General features: G+C 74.2%; 10 protein-coding genes. 5 read left to right on the top strand and 5 right to left on the bottom strand.

The window, feature by feature from the left end; genetic code table 11:
- Positions 1–157: 157 nt before the first annotated feature.
- Both ACF1ED_RS27885 and dacB read right to left on the bottom strand, forming a co-directional pair.
- The gene (locus tag ACF1ED_RS27885) at positions 158–1,297 is read right to left on the bottom strand and encodes a zinc-dependent metalloprotease (protein WP_391765014.1); all 1,140 of its coding nucleotides are present in this window, start codon (positions 1,295–1,297) and stop codon (positions 158–160) included.
- Between the two features lie 58 nt (positions 1,298–1,355).
- Positions 1,356–2,774, bottom strand: a complete 1,419-nt coding sequence (dacB, locus tag ACF1ED_RS27890) for a D-alanyl-D-alanine carboxypeptidase/D-alanyl-D-alanine-endopeptidase (protein WP_391765016.1) — start codon at positions 2,772–2,774, stop codon at positions 1,356–1,358.
- A gap of 102 nt (positions 2,775–2,876) precedes the next feature.
- Here dacB and ACF1ED_RS27895 point away from each other — a divergent pair, with 102 nt between their 5' ends.
- Entirely contained in the window at positions 2,877–3,368 is a 492-nt protein-coding gene (locus tag ACF1ED_RS27895) for an inorganic diphosphatase (protein WP_043226556.1), read from the top strand.
- A gap of 133 nt (positions 3,369–3,501) precedes the next feature.
- Positions 3,502–5,154, top strand: coding sequence for a threonine/serine exporter ThrE family protein (locus tag ACF1ED_RS27900; RefSeq protein WP_391765254.1), 1,653 nt, complete (start codon positions 3,502–3,504; stop codon positions 5,152–5,154).
- A 216-nt stretch (positions 5,155–5,370) separates the two neighbouring features.
- Here the strand turns inward: ACF1ED_RS27900 and ACF1ED_RS27905 are convergent, their stop codons facing one another.
- A complete protein-coding gene (locus ACF1ED_RS27905) occupies positions 5,371–6,675 on the bottom strand; it encodes a DedA family protein (RefSeq protein ID WP_391765018.1) in 1,305 nt (434 codons plus the stop codon).
- 167 nt (positions 6,676–6,842) lie between these two features.
- Between ACF1ED_RS27905 and ACF1ED_RS27910 the strand changes: the two genes are divergently transcribed.
- Positions 6,843–7,211, top strand: coding sequence for a YbjQ family protein (locus ACF1ED_RS27910; RefSeq protein WP_043226554.1), 369 nt, complete (start codon positions 6,843–6,845; stop codon positions 7,209–7,211).
- Positions 7,212–7,443: 232 nt separating this feature from the next.
- On the opposite strand, the gene ACF1ED_RS27915 is transcribed toward ACF1ED_RS27910, so the two are convergent.
- Positions 7,444–8,214, bottom strand: a complete 771-nt coding sequence (locus tag ACF1ED_RS27915) for a MerR family transcriptional regulator (RefSeq protein WP_391765020.1) — start codon at positions 8,212–8,214, stop codon at positions 7,444–7,446.
- 124 nt (positions 8,215–8,338) lie between these two features.
- Here ACF1ED_RS27915 and ACF1ED_RS27920 point away from each other — a divergent pair, with 124 nt between their 5' ends.
- Positions 8,339–9,616, top strand: coding sequence for an ion channel protein (locus ACF1ED_RS27920; RefSeq protein ID WP_391765022.1), 1,278 nt, complete (start codon positions 8,339–8,341; stop codon positions 9,614–9,616).
- Positions 9,617–9,724: 108 nt separating this feature from the next.
- The gene (locus ACF1ED_RS27925) at positions 9,725–11,146 is read left to right on the top strand and encodes a glutamate decarboxylase (protein WP_391765024.1); all 1,422 of its coding nucleotides are present in this window, start codon (positions 9,725–9,727) and stop codon (positions 11,144–11,146) included.
- Here ACF1ED_RS27925 and ACF1ED_RS27930 read toward each other — a convergent pair.
- Positions 11,143–12,402, bottom strand: a complete 1,260-nt coding sequence (locus ACF1ED_RS27930; protein WP_391765026.1) for a WD40/YVTN/BNR-like repeat-containing protein — start codon at positions 12,400–12,402, stop codon at positions 11,143–11,145. The two genes, ACF1ED_RS27925 and ACF1ED_RS27930, sit on opposite strands and share 4 nt — an antisense overlap.
- Between the last annotated feature and the right edge of the window lie 114 nt (positions 12,403–12,516).

The raw sequence follows: 12,516 nt of genomic DNA on the forward strand, positions 1-12,516 counted from the left end.
CCCTTACCCGAGCATTGCACGCCTCACCCCACGGCCAGGGTCCCTCGGATGGGTGATTGGCGGGGTGTTCGCCGGTGTCGTCGCGCCGTCCGCCGCTCCTGCCCCAGGAGTCTGCCCTACGGTGCGCCCCCGCCGGTGGTCCTTCCGGTGGTCGGCGTCAGGAGTCGGTGGGGCGGTGGACGCGGGCGATCCAGTCGGCGGGGGCGGCGATCTCGCTCTTGGTGGGGAGGGTGTTGGGGGAGGTCCAGACGCGGTTGAAGCCGTCCATGCCGACCTGGTCGACGACGGCGCGGACGAAGCGTTCGCCGTCGCGGTACTGGCGGAGCTTGGCGTCGAGGCCGAGGAGTTTGCGCAGGGCGAGGTCGAGGCGGGAGGCGCCGCGGGCGCGGCGGGCCTGGAACTTCTCGCGGATCTCGGCGACGGAGGGGACGACCTGGGGGCCGACGCCGTCCATGACGTAGTCGGCGTGGCCTTCGAGGAGGGACATGACGGCGGTGAGGCGGCCGAGGATCTCGCGCTGTTCGGGGGTCTGGACGAGTTCGACGAGGGACGGGGAGGGGTCGCCCTCCTCGGCCTCGGGGCGGCCGCCGGCGAGGGTCTGGGCGGCTTCGCGGAGGCGTTCGACGAAGGTGCCGGGGTCGACCTCGGTGGCGGCGAGGAATGACTGGATCTCGCCCTGGAGGTGGTCGCGGAGCCAGGGGACGGCGGTGAACTGGGTGCGGTGGGTCTCCTCGTGGAGGCAGACCCAGAGGCGGAAGTCGTGGGGGGAGACGGCGAGTTCGCGTTCGACGTGGACGATGTTGGGGGCCACGAGGAGGAGGCGGCCGCCGCCTTCGGGGGCGCCGGGGAGGTCGCGGGTGGCGGGGGCGAAGGTCTCGTACTGGCCGAGGATGCGGGAGGCCAGGAAGGAGAGCAGCATGCCGAGCTCGACGCCGGTGACCTTGCCGCCGACGGCGCCGAGGACGGCGCCTCCGGGGGTGGTGGCGCGGCGTTCCTGCATCTTGCCGAGGAGCGGGGTGAGGAGTTCGCGGAAGCCGGCGACGTTGGCCTTGATCCAGCCGGTGCGGTCGACGACGAGGACGGGCGTGTCGTGCGGTTCGGTGCCCTCGGGGAGCATCCGGGTGTAGGCGCGGACGTGTTCCTCGGCGGCTTTGGCGTGGCGGCGGAGTTCGGCGACGACGGCGCGGGCCTCGTCGCGTCCGACGTCGGGGCCGGGACGGACCAGCCTGGTCGCGGTCGCGACCGCGAGGTTCCAGTCGACCATTCCGGACGTGCCTGCACCACCGATGCTCGTCATGCGTCAACCGTACGGGTTCGGGCTCCTTTCGGGTCCTCTCCGGCGGGTGGCGCGGGGGTCAGTTCTGGCCGGTGAGGGCGGCGGAGAGGCGGTCGAGGGCGGGCTGGGCGAGGTCCGGGGAGGGGGTGCGGCCGGCGAGGAAGGCGAAGGCGAGGAGGCGGCCGTCGGTGGTGACGACGGTGCCGGCGAGGGTGTTGACGCCGGTGAGGGTGCCGGTCTTGGCGCGGACGAGTCCGGCGCCGGCGGGGGCCTGTCCGTAGCGGCCGGCGAGGGTGCCGGTGAAGGCGCCGACGGGGAGGCCGGTGAGGAGGGGGCGGAGCTCGGGGTGGGCGGGGTCGGCGGCGCGGGTGAGGAGGGTGGTGAGGAGGGCGGCGGAGACGCGGTCGCGGCGGTCGAGGCCGCTGCCGTCGGCGAAGCGGGCGCCGTTGAGGGGGAGGCCGAGCTTGCCGAGTTCGTCGCGTACGGCCTTCTCGGCGCCGCGGAAGGAGGCGGGCTGCCGGTGGGCGAGGGCGGTCTGCCGGGCGAGGGCCTCGGCGAGGTCGTTGTCGCTGTTCGTGAGGGTGCGTTCGACGAGGTCGGCGAGGGGGGCGGAGTGCGTGCGGGCGAGGGGGGCGACCTTGGGGGCGCGGCCGGGGGCGGGGTCTCCGGTGACCTCGACGCCGGCCTCGGCGAGGTGGCCGGCGAAGGCGGTGGCGGTGTCGCGGGCGGGGTCGCCGGAGCGGGGGGCGGGTCCGGCGGCGCTGTCGTCGAGGCGGCCGCCGCGGGTCATGAGGGCGGTGACGGGGGCGAGGTTCTCGTTGGGCCCGATGGGGTGGACGGCGGGGCCGGGGTAGAGGCTCGTGTCGTAGGCGAGGCGTACGGAGGTGTGGCCGCGTCCGCGGAGGGCGCGGGCGGTGTCGGCGGCGAGCCGGCCCAGCCGGGCCGGGTCGAGGGTGGGGTCGCCGCCGCCGGTGAGGGTGAGGGTCCTGCCGTCGGGGGTGGCGGTGACGGTGGTGGCGATGCGGTGGTCGGGGCCGAGGGCGGAGAGGGCCGCGGCGGCGGTGGCGATCTTGACGGTGGAGGCGGGCGTCATCGGGGTGCGGGCGCCTTCGCCGTACAGCTGCCGTCCGGTGGCGGTGTCGACGACGGAGGCGGTGCGGACGGTGCCGAGGCCCGGGTCGGCCAGGAGGGGGACGAGGGTGCGGGCGAGGTCCGCGGGGCGGGTGCCGGGGGCGGCCGGTCCGGTCAGGGCGGTGAGGACGCCGGGGGCGCTGGGCGCGGGGGCCGGTTCGGAGGGGGCCGGTTCGGCGGGCCCTTGAGGGGCGGCGGCCGGGGCGGGGTGACGCTCGCCACCCGCCGCGGGGGCGGCGGCGCGGGCCCGCTCGGCCGTACGCTGGCCCCCGTCCCATGGGCCTGCCGCGGTCGCCGCCGCGGCGGCGAGAGCCAGACCGAGCACGGCGGAGCCCGCCGTGAGCTGCCACACCCTCGGTTCCGGCATCGCTGACCAGCCCCTTTCGCGATCACGTACGTGCGTGAGAGACACTTAATCACCGCGCGTCGTCGCGAGCATTCACTTGTGTTGATTCAGGAGGAGCCACCCGTGGAGTTCGACGTTCTCATCGAGATCCCCAAGGGATCGCGTAACAAGTACGAGGTCGACCACGAGACCGGTCGCATCCGTCTGGACCGTCGCCTCTTCACGTCGACGGCCTACCCGACCGACTACGGCTACGTGGAGAACACGCTGGGCGAGGACGGCGACCCGCTGGACGCGCTGGTCATCCTCGACGAGCCCACCTTCCCGGGCTGCCTCATCAAGTGCCGCGCCATCGGCATGTTCCGCATGACGGACGAGGCCGGCGGCGACGACAAGCTGCTGTGTGTGCCGGCGACGGACCCGCGCATGGAGCACCTGCGCGACATCCACCACGTGCCGGAGTTCGACCGCCTGGAGATCCAGCACTTCTTCGAGGTCTACAAGGACCTGGAGCCGGGCAAGTCGGTCGAGGGCGCGGACTGGGTCGGCCGCGAGGAGGCCGAGGCGGAGATCGAGAAGTCGATCGCGCGCGCCAAGGAGCAGGGCGCTCACTGACGCCCCGGTCCGCCGGTTTCGTGGGAGGCGGTGCACCCTTCGGGGTGTGCCGCCTTTCGCGCATCCGCGTTTCGCACGTCCGTCTGACGCCCATACTGGAATTCAAGATTCCCCGGGTGTGAGCGGAGAGAGAGTGGTGGCGGAGCCGGCGGGCCCCGAGGAGGCTCCGGAGGACCGGAAGCCCCTGTCGGACGAGGCGACCTCGGAGTTCGCGCTGCCGGAGGGGCTGGTGCCGGAGCCGCCGCCGGCGGAACCGGAGGGCTCGGCGTTCGTGGTGCCGGAGGGGCTCGCGCCCGAGCCGCCGCCGGAGCCGGAGGGCTCGGCCTTCGCCACCCCGTCGACGTACTCGGCGAAGGACTCGCCGCCCGCCTTCACCCCGGCGTACGGGGTCCCCCTGGCGCGGCTGCCGCACAACGCTCCCTGGCAGGACCGGATGCGGACGATGCTGCGGCTGCCGGTGGGTGACCGGCCGGTACCGGAGCGGGCGGCGAAGGACGAGACGGGGCCCTCGGTGCCGCGCGTGCTCGACCTGACGCTCCGCATCGGGGAGCTGCTGCTGGCGGGCGGGGAGGGCGCGGAGGACGTCGAGGCGGCGATGTTCGCGATCTGCCGGTCGTACGGTCTCGACCGGTGCGAGCCGACGGTGACCTTCACGCTGCTGTCGATCACGTACCAGCCGTCGCTGGTGGACGACCCGGTGACGGCGAACCGGACGGTGCGGCGCCGGGGCACCGACTACACCCGGCTGGCGGCGGTCTACCAGCTGCTCGCGGACATCAACGCGCCCGCGCACGAGGTGTCGCCGGAGGAGGCCTACCGGCGGCTGGCGGAGATCCGGCGCAACCGGCACCCGTACCCCGGCTGGGTGCTGACGGCGGCGGCGGGCGTGCTCGCGGGCGCGGCCTCGACGCTGCTGGGCGGCGGGGCGTGGGTCTTCTTCGTGGCGGCGCTGGGCGCGGTGCTGGGCGACCGGCTGGCGTGGCTGTGCGCGGGGCGCGGGCTGCCGGAGTTCTACCAGTTCCTGGTGGCGGCGATGCCGCCGGCCGCGATGGGGGTGCTGCTGACGCTGCTCCACGCGGACCTGCGGCCCTCGGCGGTGATCACGGGTGGCCTGTTCGCGCTGATCCCGGGACGGGCGCTGGTGGCGGCGGTGCAGGACGGTCTGACCGGTTTCTACATCACGGCCTCGGCGCGGCTCCTGGAGGTCGCGTACTTCTTCGTGGCGATCGTGGTGGGCGTGCTGTCGGTGCTGTACGTGGCGGTGCAGTTCGACGCGCAGCTCAACCCGGAGGGCGTGCTGAGCCCGGTCGAGCGGCCGGTGACGCAGATCGTGTCGTCGATGGTGCTGTGCGCGACCTTCGCCATCCTGCTGCAGCAGTCGCGGGGGACGGTGCTCTTCGCGACGCTCAACGGCGGGGTGGCCTGGGTGGTGTACGCCTCGATCGCGGTGACCGGGGGCGGGTCGGCGGTGATGGCGACGGCGGTGGCGGCCGGTCTGGTGGGCCTCTTCGGGCAGCTGATGGCCCGGTACCACCACACGTCGTCGCTGCCGTACGTGACGGCGGCGATCGGGCCGCTGCTGCCCGGTTCGGCGACGTACTTCGGGGTGCTGGCGATCGCCCAGAACAATCTGGACCAGGGTTTCACCTCGCTGGCGAAGGCGGCGGCGCTGGCGCTGGCGATCGCGATCGGGGTGAACCTGGGAGGCGAGCTGGCCCGCCTCTTCATGCGGGCCCCCGGTGCCGGCTCCGCCCGCAGCGCGGCGAAGCGGACCCGGGGCTTCTGAGCCGGCCGGGCGGCGCCATGGGCGGCGCCGGGGCGGGTGCTCCGGGCGGGGCGTCAGGGCGGGCGCTCCGGGTGGCGTCAGGGCCGTTGCCAGGTCGGGTCGGGGCCCGCGCCAAGGCCGGTGACACGGTCGACGCCAGGGCCGGTGACTCGGTCCGTGTCACGAAGAAGCCCCGCTCCCGGCCGGGAGGGCCGGGAGCGGGGCTCTGTCGTGGGGCTAGCGCTGGGCGGGCCGGCCGTCTCCACCGTGCGGCGGCGGGTTCTGGCCGTAGCCGCCCTGCTCGCCGTAGCCGCCCTGGCCGGGCTGCGCGCCGTATCCGGGCTGACCCTGCCCGGGCTGCGCGCCGTACCCCGCCTGGCCGCCGCCGTACCCGCCCTGACCGGCGTAGCCGCTCTGGTTTCCGTAGCCACCCTGCTCGGTGTAGCCGCCCTGCTCGGTGTAGCCGCCCTGGTTGCCGTAGCCACCCTGCTCGGCGTAGCCACCCTGGTTGCCATACCCGCCCTGACCGGCGTAGCCACCCTGCTCGGCATAACCGCCCTGGTTGCCGTAGCCACCCTGCTCGGCGTAGCCGCCCTGGTTGTCGTAGCCGGCGTGGTCGTGCCGGCCGCCGTACCCGGCCTGGCCGGCGTAGCCGCCCTGGCCGGCGTAGCCGCCCTGGTCGCCGTACCCGGTCTGACCGGCGTAGCCGCCGCCCTGGCCGGGGTGACCGCCCTGAGCGCCGTAGCCGTCCTGGCCGGTGGTGCCGCCCTGCTGGGCGTAGCCGCCCTGGTTGCCGTAGCCGCTCTGGCCCGGGTGGCCGCCGTAACCGGCGTCGCCGTCCTGGCCGGGCCGCTCGCCCTGGTCGGCGGGGGCGGCGGGGGCCGCCGGGTCGGCGGAGGACGCGCGCTCGGCGGCGGCCTTCTTCGACTGGGAACGGGCCCGGAGGTACTCGATCACGATCGGGACGACCGAGATGAGGACGATGCCGACGAGGATCATCTCGATGTGCTCGTGCACGAAGTCGACCTTGCCGAGGGAGGCGCCGAGCAGGGTCACGCCGGCGCCCCAGAGGACGCCGCCGATGATGTTGAAGGTGATGAACGAGCGGTAGTTCATCTTGCTGACGCCGGCGATGATCGGCGTGAAGGTGCGGATGATCGGGACGAAGCGGGCCAGGATGAGGGACTTCGGGCCGTGCTTCTCGAAGAACTCGTGGGCCTTCTCGACGTTCTCCTGCTTGAACAGCTTGGAGTCGGGGCGCCGGAAGAGCGCGGGGCCGACCTTCCGTCCGAAGAGGTAGCCCACCTGGTCGCCGATGATCGCGGCGGCGACCACCAGCGTGCAGACCAGCCACAGCGGCGAGTCGAGCTTGCCGGTGGTGACGAGGAGGCCGGTCGTGAAGAGCAGCGAGTCACCGGGGAGGAAGAACCCGATGAGCAGGCCGGACTCGGCGAAGACGATGGTGAGGACACCGATCAGGCCGAAGGTCTGGATCAGGTAGTCCGGATCCAGCCAGCTCGGTCCGAGGGCAAGCGTGTTCACGGTTCCGGGCTCCTGCGGTCGGTGTGGGGGCATGTCGGGAGGGGGACATGCCGACGGCGCGCCCCAAGCTATCAACGTGGGGAGGCGGGTCCCGGTTCCATCCGAGTGCCACGGGATGCAGAGCGGACTCCTTCCGGCGACCCTGGGTGACCAGGAGGTGAGTGCCGATGGGCATCGAGGAGTACGGAGGCGGTCAGGGACCGCACCCCGAGGTGCTGGTGGTGACGACGAACGACGTCCCCGGCTACGAGGTACGGCAGGTGATCGGCGAGGTCTTCGGGCTGACGGTCCGCTCGCGTCACCTGGGCAGCCAGATCGGCGCCGGTCTGAAGTCGATGATCGGCGGCGAGCTGAAGGGGCTGACGAAGACGCTGGTGGAGACCCGGAACCAGGCGATGGAGCGGCTGGTGGAGCAGGCCAGGGCACGCGGCGCGAACGCCGTGCTGATGTTCCGCTTCGACGTGACGGAGGCCGCGGACGTGGGCACCGAGGTGTGTGCCTACGGGACGGCGGTGGTCATCGCGCCGCGCGCTTGAGCCCTGCGGGGCCCTGCCGGGCCGGTGCCGGGGCTCAGGCGGGCCGGTACCGGGGCTCAGGCGGGCCGGTACCGGGGCTCAGGCGGGCCGGCAGCTGAGCCCTGCCGGGCCTGCGGCTGAGCCCCACCGGGGCCCTGCCTGGCCCGGACCCGGGCGCTACCGGGGCCCTGCCAGAGCTCTGCCCGGGCCCTGCCGGGGTCCCGCCCGGCCGCTACCGGGGTCCCGCCCGGGCCTATCGGGGCCGGGTCCCTGCCCGCCGGGCGTTCGCCCGGACGGCGGCGGCGAGGTGTTCCGGCAGGCCCTCGTGGATCGAGGCGTAGAAGGCGTGGAAGTTCTCGTCGGCCAGATACGTCTCGGCGATCCGGACGTGGGCCGCCGGGGGGCAGTCGAAGAACCAGGTGGCGAGGTGGCGGCGGTGGGCCTCGGCGAGGTCCATCGCCTCCGGCGTCTCCGGGTCCACGCCGCGGTCCATCAGGTCCGCGTAGGCGGCGCCCCAGGCGTCCACCTCGTCCTTCATGCGCTGCCAGTCCTCCTTGGTGTAGGCGGCGGCACGGGCCTGGGCCCGGGCGTGCGAGTCGGTGCCGTCCCAGCGGCGCGCGGACTCCTCCGCGTACCGCTCGGGGTCCTTGTCCCCGAAGACCTCGAACTTCTCCTCGGGAGTGAGGTTGATGCCCATCTTCTTCGCCTCCATGGCGTGCTCGACGGCCGCCGCCATCCTCCGGAGCCCGTCGATCCGCGCGGTCAGCAGGGCGTGCTGCCGCCGCAGGTGCTCCTGCGGGTCGGCGTGCGGGTCGTCGAGGAGGACGGCGACCTCTTCGAGGGGGAAGCCGAGCTCCCGGTAGAACAGGATCTGCTGGAGCCGGTCGAGGTCCGCGTCGTCGTAGCGGCGGTGGCCCGCCGTGCTGCGCCCACCCGGGCGGAGCAGTCCGATCGCGTCGTAGTGGTGCAGGGTGCGCACCGTGACCCCGGCGAAGCCGGCGACCTGTCCCACGGAGTAGCCCATGCGGCCGTCCGCCCTTTCTCTGTCGGTACGCCGTCAGCCTCGGTCCTGACGTCACGTGAGGTGCAAGCCCGGCCTTCCGGGATTTCGAGGTGTTGTGCGGCATTTGCTCACTTATGGTGGGCCGGTGGCCACCGATCATGACGCGACCGCCCCCGCCGAAGCCCCGGTACGCATCCTGCTGCCACAGGTGCTGCCCGCCCTCGTGGTGGGCGTCGGATCGGCCCTGTTGTTCCTCGGCGTCAGCAGGCTCGCCGAGGAGCTCCAGTCGGTGCTCTGGGAGACCGTGCCCGACGCCCTCGACATCGGCCGCTACTCCTCCCTGTGGATGATCACGGTCCTGACGGCCACCGGCATCGCCGTCGGGCTGGTGATCTGGAAGGTGCCCGGGCACGCCGGACCCGACCCGGCCTCCGAGGGGCTCGGCGGGCCGCCGCTGGCGCCCGGTGTGGTGCCGGGGCTCCTCCTCGCCAGCACCCTCGCCCTGGCGGGCGGCGTCAGCCTCGGCCCCGAACAGCCGACGATCGCCTCCGCGATCGCCCTGGCGGCCTGGCTGGGGCTGCGGGCCCTGCCGAACGTGCCCGGCGCCTTCTGGGTCTCCCTCGCCACCGCCGGCACCTTCGGCGCCCTCTTCGGCACGCCCGTCGCCGCCGCCCTCGTCCTCTCCGAGGCGCTCGCCGGCCGTCCCGGACAGGGCTCGCTCTGGGACCGGCTCTTCGCGCCGCTCGTCGCGGCCGGCGCCGGCGCGATGACCACCCAGCTCTTCTCGTCACCCAGCTTCGCCATGGGCCTCCCGGTGCTGGACGACCCCGGCTGGGCGGACCTTCTCGCCGCCCTCGTCGTCGCCACCCTGGGCGCCCTCTTCGGCCTGCTGGGCTGCTGGGCCTTCCCCCTGCTCCACCGGGCCTTCGGCCGGCTGCGGCACCCGATGGTAATGCTGCCCGCAGGCGGTCTGATCCTGGGCCTGCTGGGCGCCCTGGGCGGCCACCTGACCCTCTTCAAGGGCCTCCACGAGACGGAGGAGCTCGTCGAGTCCATCGGGGTGTACTCCTCCGGCGAGCTGGCCAGGCTGGCCGTCGTGAAGCTCGCCGCGCTGCTGGTCGCCGCCGCCTGCGGCTTCCGCGGCGGCCGGGTCTTCCCGGCGGTCTTCATCGGCGCGGCCCTCGGGCTCGTCGCCCAGGCCCTCGTACCGGAGATCCACCCGGCGGTCGCCGTCTCCTCCGCGGTCCTCGGCGTCCTCCTCGCCACCACCCGGCAGGGCTGGGTGAGCCTCTTCATCGCCGCCGTCCTCGCCGCCTCCCCCGCCATGATCTCCCTCCTCTGCCTGGCGACCCTGCCCGCCTGGCTGGTCGTCACCGGCCGCCCGCAGCTCGAACTCGACCACCAGGGCCGCGCCCTGCGCTGAACCGACCGCCCGCCCCCAGCCCCCCGCCCGCCGCCACCCGCCTTCATCCGCTGTGATCCGCCGTCATCCGCCGTCATCCGCCTTCGTCAGCCACAGAAGGAGCTTCCAATGGCCCCCCTCCACAAGGGATCCGACGACACCGACAGCGAGCCCTTCCGCCGGCTCGCCCTCAACCCCTTCTACGGCGCGGCCGACCCCATCGGCGGGATGACCCAGGCCCCGCCCCACCACCGGATGCCCGACGGTCCGCTGCCGCCGTCCAGCGCCTACCAGCTGGTCCACGACGAGCTGATGCTGGACGGGAACTCCCGGCTCAACCTCGCCACCTTCGTCACCACCTGGATGGAGCCCCAGGCCGGTGTCCTCATGGCCGAGTGCCGCGACAAGAACATGATCGACAAGGACGAGTACCCGCGCACCGCCGAACTCGAACGCCGCTGCGTCGCCATGCTCGCCGACCTCTGGCACGCCCCCGACCCGAACGCGGCCGTCGGCTGCTCCACCACCGGCTCCAGCGAGGCCTGCATGCTCGCCGGCATGGCCCTCAAGCGCCGCTGGGCCAAGCGGAACTCCGACCGCTATCCGGCCACCGCCCGCCCCAACCTGGTGATGGGCGTCAACGTGCAGGTCTGCTGGGAGAAGTTCTGCACCTTCTGGGAGGTCGAACCCCGCCTGGTCCCCATGGAGGGCGACCGCTTCCACCTCGACGCCGCCTCCGCCGCCGCCCTGTGCGACGAGAACACCATCGGGGTCGTCGCCGTCCTCGGCTCCACCTTCGACGGCTCCTACGAACCCGTCGCCGAGATCTGCGCCGCCCTCGACGAGCTCCAGGCCCGCACCGGCCTCGACGTGCCCGTCCACGTCGACGGCGCCTCCGGCGCCATGGTCGCCCCCTTCCTCGACGAGGACCTGGTGTGGGACTTCCGCCTCCCCCGCGTCTCCTCGATCAACACCTCCGGCCACAAGTACGGACTGGTCTACCCGGGCGTCGGCTGGGCGCTGTGGCGCGGCGCCGAGGAACTCCCCGAGGAGCTGGTCTTCCGGGTCAACTACCTCGGCGGCGACATGCCGACCTTCGCCCTCAACTTCTCCCGCCCCGGCGCCCAGGTCGTCGCCCAGTACTACACCTTCCTGCGGCTGGGCAGGGACGGCTACCGGGCCGTCCAGCAGACCAGCCGGGACGTCGCCCGGGGCCTCGCCGAACGCATCGAGGCCATGGGCGACTTCCGCCTCCTCACCCGCGGCGACCAACTGCCCGTCTTCGCCTTCACCACCGCCCCCGACGTCACCAGCTTCGACGTCTTCGACGTCTCCCGCCGGCTCCGCGAGCGCGGCTGGCTGGTCCCCGCCTACACCTTCCCCGCGCACCGCGAGGACCTGTCCGTGCTGCGGATCGTCTGCCGCAACGGCTTCTCCGCCGACCTCGCGAGCCTGCTCGTCGAGGACCTGCACCGCCTGCTTCCCGAACTCCGCGCCCAGCCCCGCCCCTTCACCCACGACAAGGACGCGGCGACCTCCTTCCACCACTAGTCCGTGCCGGCGGCGCCCCCGCAGGCCAGGAGGAACTCCGTCCAGCGGACGCCGTCCCGCGTCAGCTGGTACCGGCACCGCGAGCCCTCCCGGAGGAGGCCGGCCGGGGTCCGGCGGACGTACGCGGCGCCGTCGTCCAGCTCGCGGAAGCTCCGGCCGCCGTCCAGGCTGCGGTAGCCGGACCACTGGGCGGCGATCTCCACCCGGCCGCCGGGCCCCGGCACCGGCAGCCCCTCCAGCGAGCGCGGCTCCCGCTCCGCGCCCGGGGTCCACGTCCGCTGCCAGGTCCGGCCGCCGTCCCGGGAGCGGTGGAGCGCCCGCAGCGGGTTCTTCACGGGCTCGCCGCCCGCCGGTTCGCCCAGCTCCGCCGCGTACACCGCGTCCGGCCCCACCACGACCCGGACGGCCCGGACGGGGCCGCCGGCCGGGCCCGGCAGCCGGCTCACGGTCCAGCTGCGGCCCGCGTCCCGGGAGACCGCGACCGCCGGGCCGCCGGTCGGCGGGTCCTCCCCGGACACCCACCACGACCCGTCGGGCTCCGCCACCGCCATCGGCCGTGGATGCGCCCCGAGGAGCGGCTGCCGCACCAGCGTCCGCCGCCGCCCGTCGCGCGGCGAGACGGCCGCCAGCACCTCCCGGCCGCACAGCTCCGCCGGCGCCCCCGGGTCCGTGGCGCACTCGGCGGTGAGCAGCGCGCCCTCCGGTATGCCCGGGGTCCGGCCGGCCGTGCGGGGGCCGGTCTCCCGCCAGCTCCGCCCGCCGTCGGCGGTGAACCAGCCCCGCTCGCCGCGCCCGTCATCGATCAGCGCCCGTCCCGTCCCGAGCACCGAAAGGACCGCCGACACCCCTTCCGTGCCGCGCAGTTCGGGCAGCGGGGAGGCGCGCAGCTCCCAGCGGGCGGCGCCCCGGTCGAGCACCGCCATCCGCTGCCGGCAGAAGCCGTTCGCCGGCCGGGCCGGGTCGCCGACGCACTCGGCGAGCAGCGCGAAGCCGCTTCCGTCGGCGGCGAGGCCGAGGTCGGCCACCCGGCCGGGCAGCCCCTCCCCGTCGGCGATCCGCGGCGGATCGCCGAACGGCCCACTGGCGTCCGGCCGTTCGCCCCCTCGGCCACCCGGCCGTTCGCTCCCGCCGCCCGACTCCGGGCGGCCGGCCGGGGCGGGGCCCGGCCCTCCCGTGCAGGCGGCGAGCAGCCAGGCGAGCAGCAGTGCCACGAGCGCGCGGAGCGGAGCCGGCGCCCGGGAAGCGGGTACGCGCATCGGACTTCCCCCTGTCCGTCGGGCGGTTCGCGGTGAACCGTCTGCTTCTGTTACACCGCTCACCGCCTTCGGGTTCCCACCCGGCGGCGACTTCTTCCAGCCGCTCGCCGGGCC

Source organism: Streptomyces sp. NPDC014656 (assembly GCF_043084305.1).
Classification (GTDB): domain Bacteria; phylum Actinomycetota; class Actinomycetes; order Streptomycetales; family Streptomycetaceae; genus Streptomyces.

Bases quoted from the DNA above. Each gene is read 5' to 3' on its own strand.
- ACF1ED_RS27885 (WP_391765014.1), bottom strand. From the start codon at position 1,297: ATGACGAGCATCGGTGGTGCAGGCACGTCCGGAATGGTCGACTGGAAC.
- dacB (WP_391765016.1), bottom strand. From the start codon at position 2,774: ATGCCGGAACCGAGGGTGTGGCAGCTCACGGCGGGCTCCGCCGTGCTC.
- ACF1ED_RS27910 (WP_043226554.1), top strand. From the start codon at position 6,843: ATGGGCATCGAGGAGTACGGAGGCGGTCAGGGACCGCACCCCGAGGTG.
- ACF1ED_RS27915 (WP_391765020.1), bottom strand. From the start codon at position 8,214: ATGGGCTACTCCGTGGGACAGGTCGCCGGCTTCGCCGGGGTCACGGTG.
- ACF1ED_RS27925 (WP_391765024.1), top strand. From the start codon at position 9,725: ATGGCCCCCCTCCACAAGGGATCCGACGACACCGACAGCGAGCCCTTC.
- ACF1ED_RS27930 (WP_391765026.1), bottom strand. From the start codon at position 12,402: ATGCGCGTACCCGCTTCCCGGGCGCCGGCTCCGCTCCGCGCGCTCGTG.